At 61.8% G+C, this 22,640-nt stretch carries 28 protein-coding genes; 2 read left to right on the top strand and 26 right to left on the bottom strand.

The annotated features are described in order from the left end of the window. Window position 1: 1 nt before the first annotated feature. The 10 genes from ACVOLS_RS00140 to ACVOLS_RS00095 form a co-directional block, all read right to left on the bottom strand. Window positions 2-304 carry a hypothetical protein gene (locus ACVOLS_RS00140; RefSeq protein ID WP_481543907.1) on the bottom strand — a complete coding sequence of 101 codons (303 nt, stop codon included), beginning with the start codon at window positions 302-304 and terminating at the stop codon, window positions 2-4. Window positions 305-315: 11 nt separating this feature from the next. Further along, entirely contained in the window at window positions 316-735 is a 420-nt protein-coding gene (locus tag ACVOLS_RS00135) for a hypothetical protein (RefSeq protein WP_481543906.1), read from the bottom strand. 72 nt (window positions 736-807) lie between these two features. Then, complete coding sequence (locus tag ACVOLS_RS00130) at window positions 808-1,494, bottom strand: hypothetical protein (RefSeq protein ID WP_481543905.1); 687 nt, start codon at window positions 1,492-1,494, stop codon at window positions 808-810. A gap of 63 nt (window positions 1,495-1,557) precedes the next feature. Next, the gene (locus ACVOLS_RS00125; protein WP_481543904.1) at window positions 1,558-2,538 is read right to left on the bottom strand and encodes an ERCC4 domain-containing protein; all 981 of its coding nucleotides are present in this window, start codon (window positions 2,536-2,538) and stop codon (window positions 1,558-1,560) included. Window positions 2,539-2,587: 49 nt separating this feature from the next. Then, on the bottom strand, window positions 2,588-3,061 hold the full coding sequence (locus tag ACVOLS_RS00120; RefSeq protein WP_481543903.1) for a hypothetical protein: 474 nt from the start codon (window positions 3,059-3,061) through the stop codon (window positions 2,588-2,590). Window positions 3,062-3,124: 63 nt separating this feature from the next. After that, window positions 3,125-3,532: a hypothetical protein gene (locus ACVOLS_RS00115; RefSeq protein WP_481543902.1), complete on the bottom strand. Its 408-nt coding sequence runs from the start codon at window positions 3,530-3,532 to the stop codon at window positions 3,125-3,127. Then, entirely contained in the window at window positions 3,525-3,872 is a 348-nt protein-coding gene (locus ACVOLS_RS00110) for a hypothetical protein (protein ID WP_481543901.1), read from the bottom strand. Before ACVOLS_RS00110 ends, ACVOLS_RS00115 begins: the two co-directional genes overlap by 8 nt. Before the next feature lie 62 nt (window positions 3,873-3,934). Then, window positions 3,935-4,786 (bottom strand): hypothetical protein, encoded by an 852-nt coding sequence (locus tag ACVOLS_RS00105; RefSeq protein ID WP_481543900.1) that lies wholly within the window; start codon window positions 4,784-4,786, stop codon window positions 3,935-3,937. Between the two features lie 156 nt (window positions 4,787-4,942). After that, a complete protein-coding gene (locus ACVOLS_RS00100; protein WP_481543899.1) occupies window positions 4,943-5,164 on the bottom strand; it encodes a hypothetical protein in 222 nt (73 codons plus the stop codon). A gap of 93 nt (window positions 5,165-5,257) precedes the next feature. Beyond that, window positions 5,258-6,037 (bottom strand): hypothetical protein, encoded by a 780-nt coding sequence (locus ACVOLS_RS00095; RefSeq protein WP_481543898.1) that lies wholly within the window; start codon window positions 6,035-6,037, stop codon window positions 5,258-5,260. Window positions 6,038-6,273: 236 nt separating this feature from the next. On the opposite strand from ACVOLS_RS00095, the gene ACVOLS_RS00090 reads away from it, so the two are divergent. Continuing rightward, window positions 6,274-6,534 carry a helix-turn-helix domain-containing protein gene (locus ACVOLS_RS00090; RefSeq protein WP_481543897.1) on the top strand — a complete coding sequence of 87 codons (261 nt, stop codon included), beginning with the start codon at window positions 6,274-6,276 and terminating at the stop codon, window positions 6,532-6,534. Next, window positions 6,531-7,865 carry a type II toxin-antitoxin system HipA family toxin gene (locus ACVOLS_RS00085; RefSeq protein WP_481543896.1) on the top strand — a complete coding sequence of 445 codons (1,335 nt, stop codon included), beginning with the start codon at window positions 6,531-6,533 and terminating at the stop codon, window positions 7,863-7,865. Before ACVOLS_RS00090 ends, ACVOLS_RS00085 begins: the two co-directional genes overlap by 4 nt. 55 nt (window positions 7,866-7,920) lie before the next feature. Here the strand turns inward: ACVOLS_RS00085 and ACVOLS_RS00080 are convergent, their stop codons facing one another. The 16 genes from ACVOLS_RS00080 to ACVOLS_RS00005 form a co-directional block, all read right to left on the bottom strand. Next, a complete protein-coding gene (locus tag ACVOLS_RS00080; RefSeq protein ID WP_481543895.1) occupies window positions 7,921-8,898 on the bottom strand; it encodes a hypothetical protein in 978 nt (325 codons plus the stop codon). Window positions 8,899-9,042: 144 nt separating this feature from the next. Continuing rightward, complete coding sequence (locus tag ACVOLS_RS00075) at window positions 9,043-9,252, bottom strand: hypothetical protein (RefSeq protein WP_481543894.1); 210 nt, start codon at window positions 9,250-9,252, stop codon at window positions 9,043-9,045. Between the two features lie 119 nt (window positions 9,253-9,371). After that, on the bottom strand, window positions 9,372-9,992 hold the full coding sequence (locus tag ACVOLS_RS00070; protein WP_481543893.1) for a hypothetical protein: 621 nt from the start codon (window positions 9,990-9,992) through the stop codon (window positions 9,372-9,374). A 161-nt stretch (window positions 9,993-10,153) separates the two neighbouring features. Continuing rightward, complete coding sequence (locus ACVOLS_RS00065) at window positions 10,154-10,864, bottom strand: hypothetical protein (RefSeq protein ID WP_481543892.1); 711 nt, start codon at window positions 10,862-10,864, stop codon at window positions 10,154-10,156. 59 nt (window positions 10,865-10,923) lie between these two features. Further along, window positions 10,924-11,178: a hypothetical protein gene (locus ACVOLS_RS00060; protein WP_481543891.1), complete on the bottom strand. Its 255-nt coding sequence runs from the start codon at window positions 11,176-11,178 to the stop codon at window positions 10,924-10,926. Window positions 11,179-11,912: 734 nt separating this feature from the next. Beyond that, entirely contained in the window at window positions 11,913-12,260 is a 348-nt protein-coding gene (locus ACVOLS_RS00055; protein WP_481543890.1) for a hypothetical protein, read from the bottom strand. Between the two features lie 77 nt (window positions 12,261-12,337). Beyond that, window positions 12,338-12,931, bottom strand: a complete 594-nt coding sequence (locus ACVOLS_RS00050) for a hypothetical protein (RefSeq protein ID WP_481543889.1) — start codon at window positions 12,929-12,931, stop codon at window positions 12,338-12,340. Between the two features lie 96 nt (window positions 12,932-13,027). After that, the gene (locus tag ACVOLS_RS00045; protein WP_481543888.1) at window positions 13,028-13,396 is read right to left on the bottom strand and encodes a hypothetical protein; all 369 of its coding nucleotides are present in this window, start codon (window positions 13,394-13,396) and stop codon (window positions 13,028-13,030) included. A gap of 65 nt (window positions 13,397-13,461) precedes the next feature. After that, window positions 13,462-14,799 carry a hypothetical protein gene (locus ACVOLS_RS00040; protein WP_481543887.1) on the bottom strand — a complete coding sequence of 446 codons (1,338 nt, stop codon included), beginning with the start codon at window positions 14,797-14,799 and terminating at the stop codon, window positions 13,462-13,464. A 95-nt stretch (window positions 14,800-14,894) separates the two neighbouring features. Continuing rightward, on the bottom strand, window positions 14,895-15,443 hold the full coding sequence (locus ACVOLS_RS00035; RefSeq protein ID WP_481543886.1) for a hypothetical protein: 549 nt from the start codon (window positions 15,441-15,443) through the stop codon (window positions 14,895-14,897). A gap of 277 nt (window positions 15,444-15,720) precedes the next feature. Beyond that, window positions 15,721-16,401, bottom strand: coding sequence for a hypothetical protein (locus ACVOLS_RS00030; RefSeq protein WP_481543885.1), 681 nt, complete (start codon window positions 16,399-16,401; stop codon window positions 15,721-15,723). A 100-nt stretch (window positions 16,402-16,501) separates the two neighbouring features. Beyond that, window positions 16,502-17,068 carry a hypothetical protein gene (locus ACVOLS_RS00025; protein ID WP_481543884.1) on the bottom strand — a complete coding sequence of 189 codons (567 nt, stop codon included), beginning with the start codon at window positions 17,066-17,068 and terminating at the stop codon, window positions 16,502-16,504. Window positions 17,069-17,272: 204 nt separating this feature from the next. Next, the gene (locus ACVOLS_RS00020; RefSeq protein ID WP_481543883.1) at window positions 17,273-17,824 is read right to left on the bottom strand and encodes a hypothetical protein; all 552 of its coding nucleotides are present in this window, start codon (window positions 17,822-17,824) and stop codon (window positions 17,273-17,275) included. Next, on the bottom strand, window positions 17,821-18,384 hold the full coding sequence (locus ACVOLS_RS00015; RefSeq protein ID WP_481543882.1) for a hypothetical protein: 564 nt from the start codon (window positions 18,382-18,384) through the stop codon (window positions 17,821-17,823). The genes ACVOLS_RS00020 and ACVOLS_RS00015 overlap by 4 nt, the downstream gene beginning before the upstream one ends. 191 nt (window positions 18,385-18,575) lie before the next feature. Next, entirely contained in the window at window positions 18,576-20,078 is a 1,503-nt protein-coding gene (locus ACVOLS_RS00010) for a hypothetical protein (RefSeq protein WP_481543881.1), read from the bottom strand. Window positions 20,079-20,855: 777 nt separating this feature from the next. Further along, window positions 20,856-21,158 (bottom strand): hypothetical protein, encoded by a 303-nt coding sequence (locus ACVOLS_RS00005; RefSeq protein WP_481543880.1) that lies wholly within the window; start codon window positions 21,156-21,158, stop codon window positions 20,856-20,858. Window positions 21,159-22,640: the final 1,482 nt, after the last annotated feature.

Genomic DNA, 22,640 nt, shown 5'->3' with positions numbered 1-22,640 from the left:
GCTACATCCTTCCGTGAAAGCGGCCTTCGCCGGTTCCGTGGTCATCGCAGTGGGCGACGCTTACATCGACGTCGTCGGAGTAGTGCTGCGGCGGGATGCCGCAGTCATCGTGCTTCCGTTCTTCGATCAGCACCGAGGTAAAGCCATAGGCCCACGCGGTGCGGCCGGAAGCTTCCAGCCGGTTGAGGTGGCCGCTCTTCTGCGCCTGGCTCAGGTAGACGTCGCTGGCAGCGACATTGATCGCAGCGGCCGCGCCCGTGACCTCTTGCCGACGGGTACCCGTATCAACGAGGAATACACGCATAGTTCGCCCCCTCAGTCCTGCTCGGCGCGCAGGGCTTCCTGCTCAGCCTGCGAGGCCTGTGCGTTGCCCGTGGTCGCCTGCAGCGCCAGCTGCAGGGCATTGACGTCGGTCGCCGAGTACATGCGCTCAGCGTTCCACAGCTTGCAGTCGGCGTCCTCGGTGCCAGGACGGCAGGTCACCACCTTCTGACCGTGCTTGCTGGACGCAAGGACCGCGCCAGTGATCGGGGCCGGAGGGCTTGCTACCAGTGCGCCTGCCGCTGCCAGCGCCTGCAGGAGCGCATTGACGGCCGACGCCGGGTAGATGCGCTCACCGCCCCACTGGGCGCACGTGCTGCCCTCGGCGCCTTCCTTGCAGGTGATGACGTGCTGCCCACGATTGCCGGTGGACAGGATTGCGCCGGAGACGGGCGTCGGAGTGGAAGAGGTCATTTCTGCGGCTCGCGCGTATCGGTTGTGATGCTGGTATTGGACCAGCATCACCGCCCGCTCAAAGTTGCAGCATCACCAGATCGCGTTGATCGTTCCGAGATCATTGCCCACCTGATACTGCAAGGTATCCGTGAAGCAGCTCGCGTTCTGAATCACCGCCATCCACCAAGCACCCTTCTGAGCGTCCGGCGCCGGGATGAAGAACACGCCCGTCGAGGCATACAAGGCGTCGCCAACTTCATGTGAATGATTGATTTTCAGGTACATCGGCATTTGGAAGCCCAGGGCGTCAGAGGTATCGGCAACCTTCACGATCCCGCCAAGCGGCCGCTTCTTTGAGAACAGCACAGCGGGGAGGGGGTGACGAATGCACAGCGTGCCGATCTCTTCGAGACTAGGCCCCGTTCGTACCATGCTCTTGGGGATCGACTGGAGGTGCTCGGTCTGCACATCTTCGGCACTTGGTGAGCGTCCAGTCTGGGCATCGTCCGGGTAGATGATCCCGATCATGTTCTGCCCGGCTTCGGCGTGTTTGTGTGCCTCTGCAGCAATGGCGTCAAGCGCCACCGTGCGTTCGTTCCCGCTGATGTCGGCAAAGCCGAATTCCACGAGGATCTCATCGGTGAACGGGGTGTGCATCAAACACTGACCGCCGGTGGCGATGACTCGCTCGGTTACGTGGGCGATGCCTTGATCGCTGGCCCATGTCCAGAAGAGCCTTGCAGCAATCTCATGGATGGCGCGGGGGTTCAGCTTCATTCCTTGGCTCATTGACCTGATATTCTCGTTTGGAGGGGATGTTTTCGGAACGTGATCCGGAGGTCAGCGTCCCTGTGATACCTCGACGATCCGGCCTGCGATCGTCTTGCCGATGCCGTCCACCTGGCACAGCGCGGCGGCGTCTGCGGCCATAACAGCGGCCACGGATCCGAAGTGCTCAAGCAGCCGCTCGGCCAGCGTCGCATTGACGCCCGGCAGTCCTTCCAGGACATAACTGCGTGCCGAGAGCATGGCCTTACCCTTGTTCGTCCGCAGGGCCAGGTTGTAGCCGAGGCCGTGGCGCGAATGCTGCGCGATCTTGGCCAGCGTGTAGGCCGTGGCTGTCATATCCGGAACCTGCAGCACCGACAGGCCCTTGATGGACGACAGGTAGGTGAAGGCGCCGGTGATCTGCTGCATGGTCATCCGGCCGTTCTGCCGGTACAGATCACCTTCGATGATGATGAAGCACAGGGTCTCCGGCTCGAAGCTCATGCGCTCGGCCTGGTTGAACAGGCGTTTGTCCGGATCGATGACCGAGGCCTCGAAATCGGCCACCGTCTTGCGCTCGATGAGGATGTTGCCGTTGATGCGCACGTCGGCCAGGGGCAGGGCACAGCGTACGACGTTGGCGAACGGTGCCTTGCTCAACAGGTCGAACAGTCCGTCCGGCTCCCGGTGGTCCACCTCGAACGTCACATCCCCATGGATCGGGATGGTCGTGATGTCGAAGTCATGCAGAGATCCGACCGGCAGTACACCGGAGACGGGTACAGGGCTATCCGCTGCCTGCACGGTTCGCTGGCGAACAGCTGCAGGATCCTGTGCAGCGTTGACGATCATCCGCCAGGCGGTGTCGCCATTGAGGCCTGTCGCCCCCACTTGCGCCAACACACCGGCGACCACGTCAGGATTGGTTGTGTCACCCTCGATCACGATCTTGCCGCCCTGCAAGGATAGCCAGGCTCGGCCCGAGATGCCGCGCCCGCCCAGATACACGCGCTGGGAGCGGCCCTTGTCCCAATAGTTCAAGCGAAATGCCATCTGCAGCTCCAGTGCTGTAGGTAGTGAGGCCTGCCGCTGCCCGGCAGGCTCAGGCTTGGGGGATTTCCTGGGATCGCCCGAACGCCATCAGCGTGATCATCTTCGACATATATGAGGAGATGAAAATTGCAGGCAAGAGCCAGAAAGCGACGACTGCGCCCTGAGCTCCGATTCTTGACTCGGTGCTGATCAAGGGCGCACCGGATCTACCAAAGGTGATCAGGGGAGCACTTGCGCTCAGCATGAGCTCAGCGAATTTCCATGCCAGGACTGCGAACGCGACCATCACCAGATAGCGCAGGAGCATCCACTGCCAACGGGGCTGTGAAAGGACAACCTCATCGGTAGCAGGGTGCCCCATGGTGACGTTGAGGAGCAGGATGACCAGGATGATAGGGAAGCCCAGTTGTTGGGACAGGATATTCGCGGCGACGGGCAGCGACAGAAGCGTGAGCAGGAGGGCTGTATTCACAGAGCCACGGATGATGTACTGGCCTTCGCTCAACTTCGTCTTCTTCTTCACGCCCTCGGGTTCCTTCCTTGATCTTGATGGCACATGCCGCCGGTCCTGCTTGGACATCAACGCTCAAGCTGGTTGCTGTCCTGCCGATTCCGCCTTGGCCTTCACGAAAGCGTCGACAAAGGCCTTGACCCGCTCCGGTGAGTAATCGATCCGCTGGTACTGGTTCCTCCAGGTGGCCAGCTTGGTCTTGTCGTTTCCAAGCTTGCTGATGAACTCCATCGCGTACTCGAAGGTGTTGGGATACACCTCGATACCTCCCGGGTAACCCGGGCAGTCCATGACGAAGAACGTGTCCGGTTCGACTGCAGGTTTGAGCTGCAGGGCTTCAGTGATGGCGAGTATGGCGGCTTCATCATGCACGCTCGGCATAACGCCACTGCGAACCATCTCCGCCCAATACTTGCGCCCTAGGCGCTCATACTGGCTCGCCAACATTTCCACGGCAGACGAGTTCAACGGGCTATCAGCCATTTTTCTGCACCTGTGTATCAGTAGCAAGGGTAAGGGTGCAGGCCATGGACATCATGTAGCCAACGCCGGCGATCTTGTGTTCGTGCGCTGCCCCGTGCGACTGCAGATGCGATTGCACTGCGCGGTTGAGCATTTCGGGGTTGAAGCCTTCCTTCAATTCAATCGTTCCCTCCGGCAACGGCCGGTCGTACATGATGGCCTCTGCCATAAGGGTGTACTGGTTGCCCTCGCGGAACTCGCGCGGAATGTCCTCCCACGGCGGCAGGAGGCGATCGGCGGAGAAAGCCATCTCCACGTCGCTGATGGAGCCCATATCCTCGGGCGTCACTTGGTAAGCCATGTCATGCCTGTCTTTCTTGTGATGTTGATCGTGTTGGCGAGCTATATCGCCCTGGCCTTCGATTACTGGTCCAAGGTCTGCGCGGAAGCTCTGGCATTGCCCGGCATGGGCGTGTCGAAGTGCAGGGCATTCTTCGCCACCTGTTTTGCGCGGATCCGTGCCATCACCTCAGGCAGGTTGATCCGTGCGAGCTCAGAATCTCCGGCTGCATGCATGTCCAATCCCGCCACGGAGCAGTAGCCGGCCAGGGTGACCATGACCCCACCGACTTCCTGTAGCGGTTCGCCGACAGGGCGCCCGTACACGTAGCCAACCAGCGTTGGCACCCGCGACTGGTCGTATCCATGGGCCTGCAGCAGTTCGATGACCTCTTCCAGCAAGCGGTCGCCGCGCTCGGTCATGTTGGTGTAGAGCGAGGGCGGGAAGCACTGCCCCATCCAGGTGGCCACGCCGGACTGGAAGGAGGGCAGCTGGTCGTGGCCAGCCGGGTAGGGCGATTCCGCCAAGGCGGCCTGATTGGCCTTGATGAGCGCCAGCACTGCCGGGGAGTTCTTCGGATCGTCCTGGCGGACTGCGCTTTCGATGACCAGGCTCAGCCGGTCCAATTCGCGAGCGATTGCCTGAAATCCTTCATTGGCAGCTCGAGGGTGAGCTGGCTGGTCGCTCTGGCCGGCGGCCAGCAGCTGGGCGATGGCGTCGGCGCCCTGGATGTGGAGCGTTTCCGAGCATTCGTCGCAACCGAGCACGAATACGCACTCGGTGTCGTGGGTGTTGAGCCGGCCCTGTACCACGTTGTTCTTGATGCGGACGTGGGTGAACCAGGAAAGGGAGGTGCTCCCGCATTCCTTGCACTCGCTGGGGGCGCCCGGTACCGGCGCCAAGTTGGCGCTCGGTTGGGTTGTGGTGGAGGTCATGTGGATGGTCATCCTCGTCCCCTTTGGGGCGGTTGCCTGCATTGGCGTTGAACCATCATTGTCCCAGCATCTCCTTGCCCGGAAAGTTGCCAACCGGCCCTGTGACTCATAGGCTTAGGCTTGCGCCCGTGCAACATGCCGTCGGCCTAGTGGCTGTTAGCTCTCCGGCTTGGATACGCGCCACTTGGCGATCGCGTTCGGGAGGAACTTGCGTGCTGGGTTGCCATTCCAGCTGGCCATGACGAATTTCCCGTCCGGATCGACGTCCTGGACGTAGACCGGATGCACCGCGGTGCGGCGCATGGTGGTATTCCCGGCCTTCTGCTTGGTGACGCTGTAGAGCGTCTGCCCGGGTTTGATTCGGCTGATTGCGGCCATGTGGTCTCTGGCGGTGGCTAATAAGCCACAACCCTCGCAGTTCGGCCGGCAGCGCAAAGTTGCACTTCTACCGTTGCGCGCCGGCCTGGTCAGTCACTCCGAGACCTGCAACAGCGCGTCGGGGTCCTCGAACTCGGCCGGGTCGCTCACCAACTTGGAAAGGAGGTGGCACAACTGGTGGACGTCGGTCGTGTTCGCCTGCAGCTTCCAGTGGTTCGGCCGAGGCTGCTCCATCCCAGACTTGTAGCGGGACTTGACCCCGTCCAGGGCGAGGCGCAGCAGACCTTCTTCCCGGGTGGGGACGTCGACGTCCAATGAGGACACGTAGTACCAGCGGCGGTCCGGGCTATACATCGACGGCAAAGGGCGATTGTCGAGCTCAGGGGAAAGGCGGCGCACGGTCTCGAAACTGGTCTTCGCGACGAATTCATCCCAGTCGAAATATTCATCTGGGGAAGTCTCCTCCGGCGGGGCCAGCTCGAAGACCTCCGATCGCACGAACACGCGCCGCGGCTCCGGCGGCACACCGCGGCGCTGACCGGTCTTCCGGAATCCATTGGCTTCCATCACCTCGCAGACCATCGAGCCCACGGCTCGGCGGGCATGGTCGGCAACCTTGGCCGCGCGCTCATCGGTAGATGCCCGGCTATCGATGTCGGCCAGGATGTTGGCCAGGTCGTTGTTGATGCCGGCCACCGCCGGCTGGCCGCGCAGGGAGAACGACGCCATCTGGCGGTACCCGTGTTCGGAGTTGATCAGGGTCCACAGGCGGCCCTGGTTCCAGTCGACGTACTCGGCGAACTGGGGGCAGCGTGACTTGAAGGCTTCGGGGTCTGCCGGGCGAAACGCATTGATACGGGGAGGTTGATTCATGGCTGCTTATCATATGGATGGATGGCGTCCATTAGTCTACAAGCCATTAATGAGAAATCAAGGGGTCATCTGCCGCTTGGAACCCTCTCCGACACGGCGTATACGTCTAGTTCAAGCGCGGCCAACCCAACGCAAGGCTACGGCTTCATTGGCGGGTGGGGCCTGCGTCGACTTGAAAATTAGACGAATACAGCTAATATCCGGCCTAGCCTCCAATTATTAGAGGAATACATCTAATGCAGACTCTCGCCGAACTGGGCCAGGCCGTCGCCAGCCGCCGTCGATCCTTGCGACTCACCCAGACCGATGTAGCTAGTCTTGCCGGCGTATCGTCCGACACGCTGTCCAAGTTCGAGCTTGGCAGGGTGTCCGAGTTCGGCGCCCGCAAGTTGCTGGCTGTGCTGTCCACCTTGGGCATGGAGTTGGCCTTCACCGAGGAAGGGACCGCAGGGAACCTTGACGAGCTGCGCCTCGAACATCGGGCGCCGCGCCGATGATCCTGTCCGTCTACGTGCATGGTCGGGAGGTCGCCACACTCGAAGACCTCAATAGCTTCAGCTGCAGGCTCACCTACCGCCCTGACGCTAACCCTGACGACCTGGTGTCGCTCACCATGCCGGTGCGCCGTGACCCTTGGGATTGGGACGCGCCGCTGCACCCGATCTTCCAGATGAACCTGCCAGAGGGCTACTTGCTGCGTGTGTTGCAGGAGCTGTTTGGCCCGCACATCGGCGGCAGCCCAATGAATCTGCTGTCGGTGGTCGGTCGAAACATGATCGGCCGCGTCCAGGTGGCCCCGCCAGGCGCCGATCTCAACGAGCCGGCAAAACCTGTCGATGTAGCCGATCTACTGCAGGGCGATAACTCAGCCGAAGCATTTGCCGAGCTGGTGCGCGAGCACGCCACCAGCGGCGTATCCGGGGTGGTTCCAAAGTTCTTGGACAAGGACCAGGTGCCCCGATTGAGCATCGACAAAAAGGGAACCCTGTTCACTCGAAAGCACATCATCAAGGGATCCTCGCCACACCTGCCATTCGTCTCCCTCAACGAGCACCTGTCGATGCAGGTTGCCGCCAAGGTTATTCCGACCGCGACGACGGCCATCTCCCAAGATGGTCAGGCTCTTGTGGTTGATCGGTTTGACGTCGATGAAGAAGGCCTGCCCAAGTGGGGCATGGAGGACTTCTGCGCGCTGCTCGGTATGCCGCCGGAAAACAAGTACGAGACGACGTGGGAGAGGATCGCCAGGGCCGTTCGCGACCACACACCGACGGAGCAAAGGAACGAAACTCTCCGGCATCTGGCAACCACCGTCCTGCTCACCTATGCGCTTCGCAACGCCGATTGCCATGCGAAGAACGTCGCGCTTCTCTACACCAGCCGCAAGGATGTGAAGGTTGCCCCCGTCTACGACATGCTGACCACGGCGGCCTATCCGACCTATGCCAACAATCCGCCAGGTATCTCCCTGGGTGGGCGGAAGACCTGGGCGCCCGGAAAGACACTGCAGACCTCGATCGTTTCGGTCTTCGGGGTGCCAGCACGTGAGCAAACGCAGATCGTTGATCAGATCGGACAGGCCATCTCCGAAGTCGGGCCTGCCGTACGTGAGTCCATCGCCGAGCACCCTGGGTTCCGCGACATTGGCAAGCGGATGCTCTTGTCCTGGGAGGAAGGGCTTGGCGTACTGCGTGACAAGCGTACCTACAACCTTGGCGCGCTGGATCTCGGGGAGCCGTTTCGAGGCCTTTCCGACCCGGAAGTAGTGAAGCCGGAACGAAAGGTCATCGGTCGATCCGGGCTGGCTGACGAAGATCCGATGGGTTGAATCTGGCGGGGTTCAAGGGGACTGAGGGCTCTCGCGCCCGAAGTCCTGATTCCGTTTACACCGGCGGCGCCATCAGCTCCCGAAAGTGGGTGGGCTGATCAGGTGAGGGGTCCACGTCGGACATCAAAGGGTCGACCCAGACCCACAGGGCGTATTCCTCGCCCTCGATCCACTTCATGACGCCCTGCTCGCCGTTGAACACCCACAGCGGACGTCCATCCTTGCGCGCCTTGTCGATCGGCTGCCAGGACTGCGCGGCCAGGCCGGCATCGACCATCTCCAAGGCCTTGTCGGCCTGACGGCGCGCCACCGAGGCCCAGCCCAACATGGACTGCACCGACTGGCGTGCATGGTCATCGGGCTCGTAGATCGAGATGAACGCCATGGCGCCGCGCGCACGGGCGAAGGCCTCCGCCACGGTCGTTTCACTCCCAGTGCTGGCCACGCCCGGCGCCTCGACCAAGGATAGGATCTGCTGCGCCTGGCCATGGCCGACGGCGTTGTCGTCACTGATGATTGCGCGGGCACGATCGCAGATCTCTTCCAGCAGCGTCACGCCGTCCAGCTGCTGGCTTGCTAACCAGGTCGGCACCGCGGTCCAGCCGAGCAGCTCATCGCCGTCGGCCAGCAGGTGGACGAAGGATTCCGTGCCGTCCCCGCGCGACACTGCCACGTGCCAGCCGGTCAGCGCCCAGGTCGACGAGATTTCGCCGACCCTGCTCCAGGCGACGCGGTTGCCGTTGGTGGGCGTCTCAGCAGGCATGGCCAGCAAAGGCAGCTCATTGGCGTAGACAGCCGGCCCCGACTTCACCTCTCCGGTCAGCGCGACGCGGAAGGCCGCCCATACGCACAGGTAGTCGCCGCGCTCGACGACCGGTGGCGTGTCAGGATCCGACCAAGACAGGATCGGGTTGAGGTAGATCGGCCGCAGGCCAGCGTCGGGCGCGGGCCAGACGAACTCCCTCTTGCTGGTGCCGGCGCGCATATTGCGGACGGATCGCGGGTCGATGTACCCGATCGCATTTGCGGTCATGGTGGTCCTTGCTGGATTCAGTGGCCCAAGGCGCGCAGCGCCTGGCAGACGGAAGGTATATCGATCAGGTTAGGGGTTCCGGCCAGGCCGAGAAGTTGCGATGAACGACCGCACAGGGGCGTGATATTGCACTCATTGAGTGCATCAGGAGCCTTTCACCGGCTGCAGCGGCATGGCAGCGTCCTCAGGCGGCGGCACGGCGCCGGCCGTGGTGGTTGCCAGGCGCTTGGCAGACTTGGCGAGCACGAGGGCCTGCAGGGCTTCGTCGATCAAGACTGCAGGTGCAGTGCCCGGCGGGAGCTCGGACATCGCGCGTTCGTACAGAGCGTCATCGACGGCAACGGTAATCAACATCAGGGGACTCTCACGGTGTGGCGGCGGGCGCGGTGGTCGCACCCATTGCGAATAAAGTGATGCGTCACGCACGCGGGTACCCTGTCAGGCCGCCCGCGCGGGAGGGTAGGGCAGCCGAGTTACAGCAGCACTAGCGACAGTTCGTCACCAGTGGCGTGGGCCGTCGCCGAGAAGGGGAGCAATTCGGCAGCCAGACCAAAGGACAAGCTCGGCCTCCAGCCGGCGCGGCGCTGGTCATCAAGCCACTCGTTACAGGCGTTCATGGCCGTGTACCTGGCAGTCGAGAACTGAATCGACGACGCGACGCGCACACCCTCCGGATAGCTACCTTCGCAGCGGGAAATCTGGGAGGCGAAGAACAGCGGAGTTTCGATCACGCGGTGCTTGTACCAAACCTTGGATTCAGGGTTCCAGACGCGGCCAGAGTCGAGCTCAACAGCATCGGAGAACCAGGCCGAGGCATCCAGCAGAGCCGACACCTCACCATCAACCTCCTGCGTCTCGAGCGTGGATAGATCCCAGTTGTGGCCATCGTCCGCAGTGATGAGGGTGTTGTATTCCCGCACAAGGCAGGTGAATGCCATCTGCAGATCGCGTGCAGTGCCGCCAATGTGCTTCTTTCCGTCCTCACTGCGCACGGCGTAGTAGTACCCGCTATCCGTGTAGTAGACGGACAGGGCGCGCGTGTCGCTGGAATTACGGTCGCTGAGCGCGAGAAGGATGTTGGTGACGCTGGTCATGGTGCTTTCCTGCAGCTGATGCAGGTATTTCACCAAACTGGCATCGCCAAAAAAGTTAGAGCCGCAGAGCTAACACCTGCTTGCAGGTGTGGCCCAGCGGCTCATTGTGGTTCGTGCCGATGCAGTCGCACTGTCCCATGAGGGCGCTGCAGTGCGTTGCACTAGAGGAATTGCTCTTCCACCAGGTAGAGCGGTTGGTAGCCCTCGACCTTCACCAGGTTGTTGACGGTATCGACCTCGGCGCCACGTGCTTGGAACCAACGGAGCGCGCCCTTGATGAACTCGCCCATCGCTTCGCCGCGCGCCTTGCGGAGGCTTGCCATGGCCGGTCCGTCGTAGAACGCCGCAGCTGCATCGGAGCAGGCCAGCTCCACGCCGCTGGTACGCGGATAGGCCGACAGGTGCAGCTGCTCGAACATGTGGCCCAGTTCGCTCGGCAGGAGCTCTGTGAAATCAGTATCGGCCCGAGTAACGGAAGTCCCACGGCCCATCTGGTCAGCGAAGAAAGCCAAGGCAACGCCATTGGCCGTGTGCCAGGACTGCAGACGGGGATTGTGCTCATCCAGGAACCAGCCCCGATTCAACTCTTCCTTGATGAAGTCCAGCGGCTCGAATAGGAAGGTGGCGCAGACCACGTAGAGCGGGGCCCAGCCATCCTTGCCCAGTGCGAAGTGGTACGTGTCACCGTCACTGTATCCAAAGCCCCAGTTGGTGAACTTGGGCGTGGCCTTGGACCACTCGAAACTGCCGGCGTCGGTCAGGTGACCTTCCGGGGCAATGGGAACGGGCAGGGCGAAATTGTCGGGGCCAACGTTCTTGGTGGGCACCGGCCGCTTGGCGTAGCCAATGACGTTGAGGATCTTCTCGAGCACGAGATCAGCCCTTCAATTCTGTAGATGTGGTCACCACCGCATGTTACGGCCATGCGGGATCAGGCGGCCACCTCCAAGTCTTCACAGAAGATCTCGAATGCTTCATCGACCAGGGCGGGCAGGTCATCGCCGACGATGCAGAAGCCACGATTGCCGGCGTCGGCCGTGGGCGCGGCGCCGTAGTCCAACGGCTCGGCCACCATGTAGTCGCCGGCGAAGTTGGTGTTGCGCTTCGGGTCGCGCGCTCCGCATTCGATGCCCATTTCCTGCAGCTGCTGGATCTTCTGCTCGTAGGTGTAGTTCGGTGTGCGCATGGTGGAGATTTCCGGTGGATGAGGCTTCACGTTAGCCGGTGCGCTCGGCGGCCAAAGTTGGATGAATTAAGCGGCACCCGCTCCGGCATTGGGGCTGGCCAGCATTGAGCGTTGACGCGTCTCAAGTCGACGCGACCGGTGGCGCGCGCGCAACTGCAATTCATCTCCGTGCAGGTCAGCGCCATGACGCCTCCCAACGGAATACTGTAGTCTCTGGGGATGGAACTGACTTGGGCTGATCGAATCAATGCGCTCGAAGCGCGCGGATGGTCTGTGAGCGGTATTGCGCGCTCTATCGGAAAATCCCCACAAACCCTGAGCGAAATCAAGCATGGCCGCAGCAATGAACCGTGTGGCATGGCCGCTGTGCAGTTGCATCATCTACATACGACAGGTGCCATGCCGCCACTTGACCGCACGGAATACCGAACGCCAGCGCTCATGGACACGACTTGGGCTGATCGAATCAAAGCGCTCGAGGCGCGGGAATGGTCTCTGACGGACATTGCTCATGCTATGGGGAAAACCCTACAGACCGTGAGCGAGATCAAGCACGGACGAACCCGTGAGCCGGGTGGCATGGCTGCTGTGCAGCTGCACTTCTTGTACTCGACAGGGGCTAAGCCACCGATCACACGGTAGCTCCCGAATGAGGAGGCAGCTTGGGGCATATACCCAAGAGCCTCCGATCATCTAGTTCTACCGGCCGCTCCAACCAGAAAGAAATCCAAGGCTCAGCTGCCTGCTTGCCGAATCATCACATCCAAGGCGACAGGCCCCGGAAGGCCTTCCCGACCAGTTGGCGAGGAGATCAGCGGAGAGGTTACCGCACCGCGCAGGCAAGCGATGGTTGCTGCGCGCTCAAGCGGTTCGTTTTCCAACTTGCACTTCTTGGCCAGGAATAGAACGAGCTCGCGATCCGCCGGCCGTTCTTTCTCGAACTCCGGCCATACCAGGTGCAATCGTTCAAGAACAGCGTTCTTCTCGCTCAGCTCAGCCGAACCGACCGCCATGCACCTCGGGGTCATGAAAGCGATGAAGCCGACAGCTATGACGATGAGGATTTTGTCGAACAGGGTCATGGCAATTCCAGTTGTTTGATGGCGAAAGGTTGGGCGCTGCTGATGTTTGTCGTCCACATAGGACGACGGGGTCGAATTTACAGGGCCGTCACGGTGGCCTGCAGCTGAGAAGGCGACATGGCCAGCTCGGGCCGTTCGGCCAGTGCTGGCATGAGGCCGTCAATGTCGTCGATTATGACTTCCGCGAACTTCCTCGCGAAATCTGCACCAATTACCCCGCCGGCGTAGCGGGAGGTCACCCAGGCGCCGTCTGCTGCCAGCTTCGAGCGGACGGAGCTATCGTCTAGCGCCGCGTACGCCAACGTCGTCCCGCTGCCGCGCCTCATGAACATCTTCGTTGGATCGAGCAGCGCAACCATGGCGCTTTCATCGCAACCCACCCTAACTGCCTGCTCAACGATACGATAGCGTTCGCCGCCCCAGATACTTACATCAATCAGGCAGATCGTCTTACCGTTGGCGACGATCAGCAAGCCGTCCTTAGCGGCAGAAATCTCGGTGATGCCATGCCGCTTCAACGGCTCCGCGAACGTGGTGTTGAGTTCGACGCTGAATGCATCACGGGACGCCTTTTCCTTGTGGAGTTTGACCCCGTAGACGGCGGCCCCCAGCACACAGAAGAACAAGACGCCCGTGAGATAGAACGATGTGCCAGGGAATTTGTCCGTCATTTAGCGTTCCATGGAGAGGAGGGCACTCGGCGCCGGATAGGGGTAGGCGCGCTGGAATGCGGGATAGGCCCAAAGACCAGGGCCAGTCGATGTATGTTATCTGGCGCCCATCTGCAGGGCACGTACGGCGAAGCTCCCGGCGATCGACTTCTCGGCGCCAGCCACCGCCTTGCTCACCAAGGATTCGATCATCTCGTCACTGGCACCGACCGGGATCAGCGCCATATCGGTGGAGCAAACGTTGCGGCCTTCACTGGTGAAGCTGAACGTCAGGGAGTTGTTGTAGCCGTCGTCGCCGTACAGGTAGGCCACAGCCGTCTGGCCGACTTGGATCGTCTTGAAGTGCTTGGCGGCAAGCGAGCCGCGCCCACTGGTCCAGCCGAGCTTCTCCATCACCGCAAGCACCTTCTTGCTGATGCTTTCCAGCTTGGCCATCTTCTGCAGGTCAGTGGTTGCGGTTTCCATGAGGCTTCACGTTCGGCGGGGATGTATGACCAATATAGGCATCCAGTGAACGCGCGAAAGTTGCATCACCATTCCAATCGGGATGCCATTTCTTGGAACGTCGGCTCCCAGGCTTCCTCAAGGGTTCGCAATATAAGGCCGCGGTCGTAACCATCCAGAACTGTGCCGGCGATAAGCGCCGGAAGAAGCAGGGATAGCGATTGAAAGTCCTTGACGGACGTTGCGTGTGGATCCTCAGCAAGGTTGATCATCTTGTCTCGCCAGCGCGCCGGCAATGGATCCTCAAGCCTCCCTTCACGGGGTATGAGGAAGATGAACAACTCACTGCCGTGCGCGCGGCCCAGCACGATGTGCCATTCGTTGTGCTGCTGTGCCGGCAGAGGACTGACGATCTCGGATCCGAATTCCAGGTCACCGCCGTGCGACGCAAGCGACCATGCCTTGTCTGCTGCGCTTGGCGTTTGTGGCATCAGGAGATAGGGGCCGTAAGTGTTGAGGTAACCGCCGGAATCGAACTCCAATTCGAGAGCGCGGAACAGCTCGGATCTTTCACGCCCGTCCAGGACCTCATCACGGCCGCGGATGTAGGCGCGGAGTCGTGATTCTGGCACGCCGATCTCGCGCGCCAGTCGCGCATGCCGGCCAGGCCAGGAGGCCACCAGGTGGCTCAACTCGAAGTCCGGATAGACTCTGCCGTGGGTGTCTCGCGGTTGAATCCTGTACGCGCCGCCAGCATGGGTCTTCTTCAGCTTTTCGCCGCGGCCCACTCCGATCGCGTTTGCAAAGCCAATTTCAACCCAGGGCCCATAGATCCAGTCCACAGGGTGGGAGCCCGTAATCTCGGGTGGCGCGCGATACGGCGTGTTTTCCCAATCCGTTCTTATCCTCAAGCCCGATGGGGTACCCCAGTCATAGCATTGAGGGTGAAAACCAAGCCAGCGCCTACCTTTGGTGTTCAGGTCGTCAATGGTCTTTGACGGCGGCTCTGGATACCACACCAGGCTGTGAAACTCTTTTCCAATCAGGCGGCGGTTTATCGCATAGGACTTTCGGTTGCCCAGGGTGGAGGCTATCGCGAGCCCTTCGAGCCTCTCGCGTAGCACGTGCGAGTCGAGCAGCTCAGGGCACATGGCCACTTCATCAGGGACACCTCTCATCCATTGATCGTCGCGCCAGATCTCAAGGAGAGCGTCCATCATGGAGATAGGCTCATCGCTGGCCACCAGCCGGATAGCCTTCAGCCTTGTGCTCGAGCAGCAGACACCGTAGACCAAGATGGGCAGCCAGCCTCGCGTCTTTGCGTCGACCAATGGGATGACGTCCGCTGAAACGACTACCTCGCGCTTGCTGTCCAGGAACAGGTGCGGCGAGACCTGCAGGCTGACTTGGTGCTGTCGGATCATGTCGTTCCCCAGTGTCTTGGCTGGATACCATGCCCGGCGACATGGCAGGGCAGGGAGTGGAAGCTGCAGAGATCAAGTGAGGAACCGAGCCTCGGCTATATCGATCGCGTCTTTGCGTAGGCGATCAACGAGGTTTCCGTTTCGTTGAGTCTGGCCCGATGCGCGGCGCGCACGCGCGCAATGTCATCAGGCTTCACGTAGTCGCTGAACTCCATGATCCGCTTGTTCACGTCGTCGTTGATGCGGTCGAAGTCTTCCGGGCTCACGCGCTTATTGATCAGATCCAGTTGAGCATCAGCCTTTTCCGCGAGCAGCTGGCGCATCTCGTCGGACTTTGTCGCTAGGCCCATCAGCATGTGACTGCCGTTGCCAGAGGTCTTCATGACCCACAGCGCGTCCTTCGAGCTATTGGCGTGAGGGATCAGCACTTGGTTGACGTGGTTGTGCATAGCCAAAGACAGCAGGACCAGGACGATAACTTGGTCATCCTTTGGCAGCTCTTTGACCCAGGCAGATGACACTACCCAGTTGGCGGTATCCACCGGATATGCGGTGGCGGGGGCGACCGGTTCGGCGGCGGTGCAGATGGCGGGCACGGCGAGCACGCATCCAAGAAGGAAACTACGGGTCAGAACCTTGAACACTGGCGATCCTTGCGCAAGTACGTGCAGAGATTCTAGCCGCCGTGTACACACCGGCCAACTCAGGAATGGCGAACAACATAGAGATTTTTCGGCCACATCCGTGCGTTGTCGCTGCACCCATAGTTCCCGAACGGGACTATGCGGGACTATGCGGGACCAGGCAGGACTATGGTTGCCGGAAAACTATGGTTGCCGAGCATATGTCCAGGCATAAAAAAGGCCCGGGCGGTCGGCCCAGGCCTTGGAAGTGCGCGCCGGGCCAGACGCCGGCGTTAGATCAGCCGCCCGCGCGAGCAGCCCCCAACAGCGCACCCATCACCTCAGCCGGCGCATCACGCCACTCATCACTGATCCAGTAGGCCAGCTCCAGCGGCACGATGCCCGGCACGGTGATGCGCACGTAGCTGCATTCTGCCGGGTGGGCCGGGCCACGGATCTCACGTCCATTGGACAGTTCAATGATGCATTCGTCGCCGTACACGCCCCGCGCTGATTCAAGCGCATTGGGAACTTCGCTGATGGCGATGCCCAGGCCTTCAGATACTTCTACCTCCCCCAACTCATTGAGGTCATTCAAGGTGAGCAGCTCGCACCAGGTGAACTGGTCGCGGCTCTCCCAGTGCGGGAAGGTGGCTTCCACGCGGTGGATGCCGCCGGCCAGGCTGCGGTGCCCGGTGGTGAACATTACTTCTTCGATGGCATCGTTGAACTCTGCCTCATCACCAGACAGCGCATAGGACAAGACCTTCGCCATGTCCCACATGCCGTCCTCATTGACACCAGCGTCCTCATTGGCGTTTGTGTCGACCAGGGCAATGAATTTGCCAGTGGCCGTATCCACCGAGAGGATGCGCCCGTTGCCCAAGCGAACCCAGGTAGCGGAGCGCCCCGTGACCGGCGTGAATTTGAACGTGGTGCTGGTGTTTTCGAGGATGGCTTTGGTGGCGGCGTCGGTCATTGGCTATGGCTCGGGTGGTGAAGGTGGTTTCAGGATGCCGGTGCATGCGAGACGCAAGGTTTGCCGGCCCAGGATGCATGGTTGAGGTGCTGCCGATTGGTCAGGCGGCGGTGTTGCTGCTGTCGAGGAGGGGCTGCTGTGCCTGCAGATACGCCGGACCGACAAAGCGATAGTTGCTACCTGCGGCACCAACCAGATCGGTCAGCACGGCCTCGCTCACGTCCATGGCCTTGGCCAGCTCAGCCGGATCCATTGCCTTGATCTGGTCCATCGTCAGCCGCTCGTAGTGGCCGACGTTGTAGTCCATTACGGGCCATGCGCGCGCCGCCTCCGCCTCGGACACGTCCGCTTCATTCCAACGCGGGATCATGCCGGCGACGTAGTGGCGCCCATTGCCAACGCTGCGGCACGCCTCGTACATGCCATAGCGGAAGAACTGCTCATCGCCGCAGACGGCATAAGAGAGCGACATGCTGCGGCACCAAATGCCATCTTGGTCGAGCTCGTCTTCTTCCTCGCTGCGATCTTTGACCACCATCTGGAACTCACCCGTCTCGGCATTGACCGGAACGATGCGGCCGCCGCGGAAGCGAACCCAGACGACGTCGATGGCATTGATCTGCGATTCGGTCGCGGTGTTGTGGGAGGTGGCGGCGGTGGCGGTCATGGGTAGTGCTCGGCTGGAGATGTGACCTCAGAATGCCATTTTGGACGAGCCGCAAAAGTTAGCCGATCCCGCAGCTCTGCGGTCGCAGTTATGACAGGAGCGGGGGGGTGACCGCGCCCCTTTGACAAGCACCAGGCGTCGCTGATTTCTCGGCTATTTGGCAACTTTGGCCGGGCGCAAGATAGCGACATTGGCCAGATGGTCTTACTTGGACATCACGCGGTCGGCACACGCACCACAGATCGACCGCTGCTTGTCCATCAACGCCTTGCACGCCACTTCGCTGGTGAGATTTGGCAGGGCGATGGGGCGGACATTACTCAACCCCTGACCCTTCGCAGGAATTGGCATCTTGGCCGCATTTGCCATGGCAACGAGGAACTCATCCTGCGACCGGAGCCAGTCGGCCACCCAGGGGAACTCGACCAGGTAGCCGGGGACATGCATCTGCAGGTGCTCGATCAGCTCGCGGTTCTCATCGATCCGCTTATGGATGCCGGCCGAATGGTGGACGACAACGCCCATGACGTCGATCGTCAGCAGGTCGCGTGCCACGTCCTTCTTGAGCCGTGAGGCCACTACGAAATGAATGAGCGCGGCGAGCAGGAGGCCAGTGGCGATTCCGAGGATGTACATGGGGTTGGGTTCTTCTGGTTGTGGACGAATGGGCTTCGGGCCAAAGCTCCAGCCGTGGCTGCGGACGTAGCCGTTTCTACGGCTGCAAAATCCATGCCGGACGGCGACGGTGGGGCTCAAGCGGCGGGCATCTCGCTCACCTGCTGCTTTCGGATTGCAAGAACCTTCGCGTTCATGAGGTTGACCGGTACGTTGGCGAAGTCCTCGAGCACGAGCTTGCGGCCGATTCGCGCTTCAAGGCAGCTCATGCAGAGCATGCCGACGATCTGCGGATGCGCCTCCTCCCACAGCTGGTTGGTGACCATGTAGTAGTCAGACCCGCCCGTGTGCGTGCTGCAGTCCTGACACAGATCCCAGGCGAGGTCGCCAAACCGAACGCAGGCCTCAAGGCAGATACGCTCGGCGCGGTGCGGGTTACGGCTCATCTTGCTGGTGGTGTCACCACGAAGAACCCCATGCCACTCGCCCCGGCCGCAGGTCGCGCTGTATGGCGGGTTCACTGCCGGACTTGCCCCAGGGCGGAAGTCGTAGATGACCCCCGACACGTGCTGGGCGATGCGCTGGCGCTCATCGATGACCCAGTCGTCGTGCCACTTGCGGTGTTGGTGGATGTCGAAGCCCCGCGGTTGTGGGCGAGAAGCTGGCTTCGGCGCGCGGCCGGAGGTTTTAGGTGACGTCATGGATCTGCGAGACAACTATCTGGAAGGGAAGGGCACTTCGATGTGTGCCACAGCATCCCACCCTGCCGCCGCCGGGAAAGTTGGCCAGGTCCACGCCGCAGCCGGCGGAATCTTAGATAAACCCGAAGCAAATACACTCAATGAGTGCATTTAGACGAGCCAGATAGGGCAGCTGGGCACGGGAGGCCCTGCTACCGAGGTAGGCGAGTACCCCGTTCAGACTCCAGCTGCTCCCCCTGCTCACTGATGCGGCGCTGACGGAGGGCCGCCAGCAGCAGGTCATATCGGAACTGGGGGTCAATCCGCTCACGCCAAGCGGTTAGGCGCTCCACCACATCGCCTCCTCGGACCGCATCTAGGTATTCCTGGACCCGAAGTGTCTTCATGTTGGGGAAGGTGCCACCGCTGAACTCGTAGTCCGTGCTGCTGCTCCCGTCTGCCGCGGCCGCGTTGAAGTGCGAGTGCGCGTGCTCGGCCAGCAGTTGAGCGTCTGCCCACAACTTCACGAACCCTTCCGGGTAGTGGCTGTCACCCGAGAATTCTCCGCATCGCGCCATAGAGCGGGCGTTGACCAACCAGTTGCGCGGCACCGCCGACGGCGCTGCAAAACCGCTGGACGGAGCGGTCAGCTCAACTCCCATTTGTCGTACGACCTCCCCGAGCGCCTCCCGTGCCGCCGGTGCCAGATAGGCGGCAGGCAACGCGAGCCGAGCTGGCCGCCCCTGCAACAGCCCATTTTTCCCCTGCCACGCGGCGTTTAGGAAACCCAGCATCTCCTCGCAGTCCGGCCTGGTCCGCAAGACCGGCTCCACCGCGAACACCCGCGTGCAGTCGTCGATCAGGAACAGCCAGAATAGGGGATCGGTGGACTCAGTAATTTTGGCGGTCAGCTGGGAAGTTTCCCAATCGACCGGGTCATCGTCGTCCCAGTGTTCGGCCGGCTCGGCACGAGCGGCGCGGAGCAGTTTGTACGCCTGCTCGCGCGGGGCAACGATAGCCCCGTCTGGCAGCACACGCCAGGTGGGATCCTCGGACATCAGCAGATAGTGCAGATTACCGGCCGGCGCCCTCACTCGCGTGGGCTTCGCCGCCGATTTGCGGGCGCTCAGCACCGCCGCATGGGCGGCGACAAAGGCGTCATCCGCGAACACCAACCGTACATCCAGCGGATCATCGAACTCCAACGCCTCCAGACCGTTAGGGCGCGCGCCGGCGCCACACTGTCGGTCCAGAGAGTCGGCAACCTCACGCATCAGGCGTACAGCCGCAGGCTGATGATCGGCGCGCTGCAGTTCCGCCCGCAGCAGCCCCTCATAGCGGCTATAGCTGCCGGAATCGTCGTCGCGGGATACATCAAACAACGCGTCCGACAGGCCTTCCATGTGGTCGAGCAGCTCCATGGACAGCCTTTCGGCCAGGTCTTCGAGCATGAGCTCAATATCTCCGGCCTCGATTGCGGCCAGCCGCAGGTCGAGTAGCCTCAGGGTCACGACCACTGCGGCCCCCTCTGGGCGTGGCCAGCTGTACGGCTCGCCGGGCTCAAAGTCGACCGGTACCCGCAGCGCCACCTCAGCATGCACCACCGCCTCCAGCGCGCCGGCGCGGTTCCGTTTGCACAGGGACACGAAACTGGAGCAGTCCAGCCAGCGGGAATCTATGGTCGAACGCGCCGACCCCAGTGCCACGTCGAGCATGGGGATCCTCCCGAGCCCGCTGGCGATCGCTTCCTGCTGCAACTTCGCACGCTGCGCGCCTCGCTGCGGTGCAGTTTCAACTCCGGCTGAACGGTCCCAGCCAAATATCCTCATAGCGCCCCCAGACGGCTTGATGCCATGGGATCGCAGGGCGCGAACGAACGTCGACGGCGTGGGCATGCGGGCAGTCTCGCCGGGCAATCCGCTCCGGATCTTACACCGCGGCGAAGTAGTGGAGTGCGGGCGCGCAGGCGCTCGGCTGCAGGCGGGCCATGCGTCGGGCCATCTTCGTGACGCACCTGAAAACGCTCTTTGACTGCATTCAGAACAGTCCCCCGGCACAGAGTAGTGAACCAGTTACCAGAGAGCCGGCATCCGCCAGGTCGACGACCAGCGACACTATCCCCGTTTCCTGTCCGGGTGCATTGAGCGATCGCGCCCAGACCGGACCTCGCGCGCACCCTCCACGGGATCGGCAGCACCCCCCGGCGATTTGCGCCGGAGAACCAGCTCCCAGGGATGCTTGCGCGAAGCCCCTCCGTAAGTCACATCCGAGGACTGCCCATCTTCCACCTGCTCCACGACCAGGCGGGTCTTCGCCACGGGATCACCCGGCCCCCAACCAACCTCATCGCCCGCCACAGCGTCCAGGGCAACAGCCCCACTCAACGCCAACGCCGCCAGAGCGTGGACAACCAACGAACCCTTCACGAAACGTCCCATCTCAATTCCTCGCATAAGTGCATAGAGTAAAAACAGCGGTGCCAGCGCCTGAGGTCAGCGAAACCCCCTGTAGGTAGGAACCACCGCGAGGAACTGGGCAGCTATCGCATCCAGCCGATCAGTCTCCGGCCCAGCCGCGCCCACAACCTCACCACCACCGGGATTGGCCCCGTCCCACGCAGCCCGCGCCGCGTCCTCATCGGGGTGTCCCGTGCTGACCCAGTCGAAGCGGTTGTGGTTGTAGTCCACATCCCATTCCGGGTCATCGCCATCAGGACGCTGGTAGCAGCTGTAGAAACCAATGGACCAGGTCCCATCGCGGCTGATCCAAGTGACGTTCTCGCGGTTGAAGGACACAGGGCACCTATACGGCTGAAGAAGGGGATGACCCATCTGACCAGTAGGGGATCTATCCCAAAGTTGGCGCTCACCAATGCGGCAATGCCAAGACAGGGCTACAGCGGGCAGAACCCAAGCCACCCGAGACGGATATGAAAAATATCCATCCGGGACAAAGACCCCGGTTTGTGCATGGACCCCATAAGGCACCAACCCATTCCCTGTAACTGTAGGCAGTCCGGCATGGTCCCCGCCGCCGTGTCGGAGTGCCGTTATGCCCTTCTGACCAGGGGGAGCAGATAGGCAAGAGCGGCAGAGATCAGGATCAAGCCAAGTACGGCAGTGAGCAGTCCAGTACGGCTCGCGTCGAAACGACCAGGAAGCACCGCACCGCGCTGACCGGTCCGCACCGGACTGGAGCTGCACAGGCATGTCCGCACCGGACCGTGCTGCCGCGTCGCAGCGCCGTTACGTCCAAACCGGACGAGTCAGAACGACACTGCCCTCACCGGACCGGACCAAGTCCGCCCCGGACCGAGCCGGCCTGTCCGGATCCGCTCGGGACCGCGCCGCGTCGTGACGATCCAACCCGGCCTGTACGGTGCAGGCAAGAGCCGCCCCGGACCGTGCGGCCGCGTGCATCGCAGGCTTTGCGCCTACTTACCAGGGAGGGCATCAGGAAAAGCAGTAGGGAAGAGCAAAGACCCGTCCGTCCAGGTCAACAGCTCGGTTCGAGGCGTCCAGCTACGTCACGGGGCGTCCGGTCAGGTCGGCACCGCGCCGCACAGTCCAGCAAGGCCCAGTTCGGCCCGGGCAGTCCGGGTCGGTGCGTGCAGCCCCGTGCAGCGCAGGTCGTTGCTGTCCATCCGCGACAGCACACCCTCCGGAGAGGGCGCGGCGGTTGAAGGGAAGGGGGGAGGAAGAGCGAGAGGCGCTTTTGCCTGATGCACCGTCCGGTGCGGACCCGTAGAGAGTGGTGATGTCCGGGGCGGTCAGGGCTGGTGCCGCGACGTGCCGCGTTGGGATGTCCAGTTAGGTCAGTTGGTTGTTTCCGGTGTTCTGGCCGGAAGTCCGTAGTGGGCGATGGCGGATTCAAGAATGGGTTTTGCCCAATCCGGGGTGGACGCCAGAGTTTGAGGGAGGGGCAGAATCCAGTTGGGACGTCGAATGTCCATGATGAGTCTGGGAGCCGGAGTCTCGGAGTTGGTGCTTCGCTCCACCGAGTTGTCGAACAGGCGGATAGCCGTGAAGGACGGCACGAGTGCCACTAGGTTCTCCCGAGAGCGCGTCCAACACGTCCGAACATGGGATTCGATAGCCGGGAAACCACCAGCTATCTCACGCCTGCGTACGCGATGCAGGTGAAGCTCCACAGACTCGAGGCCAAAGGAGGGTGTCAGAAATTTTGTGTGAGAGGCATACCATGATGCTGCCAAGGAGCATGTATGCCACGCAAGAAGAAGACGCCGGTGGTCACGCCGGCCATTGATCTGCCGAAGG

The organism is Stenotrophomonas sp. STEN038, from assembly GCF_056759895.1.
The sequence above is the reverse complement of the archived record's forward strand: the minus strand, read 5'-3'. Positions and strand labels throughout refer to the sequence as shown.

What these genes read in the sequence shown, in the direction of transcription:
- ACVOLS_RS00140 (WP_481543907.1), bottom strand. Translation starts at nt 304, where the DNA reads ATGCGTGTATTCCTCGTTGATACGGGTACCCGTCGGCAAGAGGTCACG.
- ACVOLS_RS00135 (WP_481543906.1), bottom strand. Translation starts at nt 735, where the DNA reads ATGACCTCTTCCACTCCGACGCCCGTCTCCGGCGCAATCCTGTCCACC.
- ACVOLS_RS00130 (WP_481543905.1), bottom strand. Translation starts at nt 1,494, where the DNA reads ATGAAGCTGAACCCCCGCGCCATCCATGAGATTGCTGCAAGGCTCTTC.
- ACVOLS_RS00125 (WP_481543904.1), bottom strand. Translation starts at nt 2,538, where the DNA reads ATGGCATTTCGCTTGAACTATTGGGACAAGGGCCGCTCCCAGCGCGTG.
- ACVOLS_RS00115 (WP_481543902.1), bottom strand. Translation starts at nt 3,532, where the DNA reads ATGGCTGATAGCCCGTTGAACTCGTCTGCCGTGGAAATGTTGGCGAGC.
- ACVOLS_RS00110 (WP_481543901.1), bottom strand. Translation starts at nt 3,872, where the DNA reads ATGGCTTACCAAGTGACGCCCGAGGATATGGGCTCCATCAGCGACGTG.
- ACVOLS_RS00105 (WP_481543900.1), bottom strand. Translation starts at nt 4,786, where the DNA reads ATGACCTCCACCACAACCCAACCGAGCGCCAACTTGGCGCCGGTACCG.
- ACVOLS_RS00100 (WP_481543899.1), bottom strand. Translation starts at nt 5,164, where the DNA reads ATGGCCGCAATCAGCCGAATCAAACCCGGGCAGACGCTCTACAGCGTC.
- ACVOLS_RS00095 (WP_481543898.1), bottom strand. Translation starts at nt 6,037, where the DNA reads ATGAATCAACCTCCCCGTATCAATGCGTTTCGCCCGGCAGACCCCGAA.
- ACVOLS_RS00090 (WP_481543897.1), top strand. Translation starts at nt 6,274, where the DNA reads ATGCAGACTCTCGCCGAACTGGGCCAGGCCGTCGCCAGCCGCCGTCGA.
- ACVOLS_RS00085 (WP_481543896.1), top strand. Translation starts at nt 6,531, where the DNA reads ATGATCCTGTCCGTCTACGTGCATGGTCGGGAGGTCGCCACACTCGAA.
- ACVOLS_RS00080 (WP_481543895.1), bottom strand. Translation starts at nt 8,898, where the DNA reads ATGACCGCAAATGCGATCGGGTACATCGACCCGCGATCCGTCCGCAAT.
- ACVOLS_RS00075 (WP_481543894.1), bottom strand. Translation starts at nt 9,252, where the DNA reads ATGTTGATTACCGTTGCCGTCGATGACGCTCTGTACGAACGCGCGATG.
- ACVOLS_RS00070 (WP_481543893.1), bottom strand. Translation starts at nt 9,992, where the DNA reads ATGACCAGCGTCACCAACATCCTTCTCGCGCTCAGCGACCGTAATTCC.
- ACVOLS_RS00060 (WP_481543891.1), bottom strand. Translation starts at nt 11,178, where the DNA reads ATGCGCACACCGAACTACACCTACGAGCAGAAGATCCAGCAGCTGCAG.
- ACVOLS_RS00055 (WP_481543890.1), bottom strand. Translation starts at nt 12,260, where the DNA reads ATGACCCTGTTCGACAAAATCCTCATCGTCATAGCTGTCGGCTTCATC.
- ACVOLS_RS00050 (WP_481543889.1), bottom strand. Translation starts at nt 12,931, where the DNA reads ATGACGGACAAATTCCCTGGCACATCGTTCTATCTCACGGGCGTCTTG.
- ACVOLS_RS00045 (WP_481543888.1), bottom strand. Translation starts at nt 13,396, where the DNA reads ATGGAAACCGCAACCACTGACCTGCAGAAGATGGCCAAGCTGGAAAGC.
- ACVOLS_RS00040 (WP_481543887.1), bottom strand. Translation starts at nt 14,799, where the DNA reads ATGATCCGACAGCACCAAGTCAGCCTGCAGGTCTCGCCGCACCTGTTC.
- ACVOLS_RS00030 (WP_481543885.1), bottom strand. Translation starts at nt 16,401, where the DNA reads ATGACCGACGCCGCCACCAAAGCCATCCTCGAAAACACCAGCACCACG.
- ACVOLS_RS00025 (WP_481543884.1), bottom strand. Translation starts at nt 17,068, where the DNA reads ATGACCGCCACCGCCGCCACCTCCCACAACACCGCGACCGAATCGCAG.
- ACVOLS_RS00015 (WP_481543882.1), bottom strand. Translation starts at nt 18,384, where the DNA reads ATGACGTCACCTAAAACCTCCGGCCGCGCGCCGAAGCCAGCTTCTCGC.
- ACVOLS_RS00010 (WP_481543881.1), bottom strand. Translation starts at nt 20,078, where the DNA reads ATGCTCGACGTGGCACTGGGGTCGGCGCGTTCGACCATAGATTCCCGC.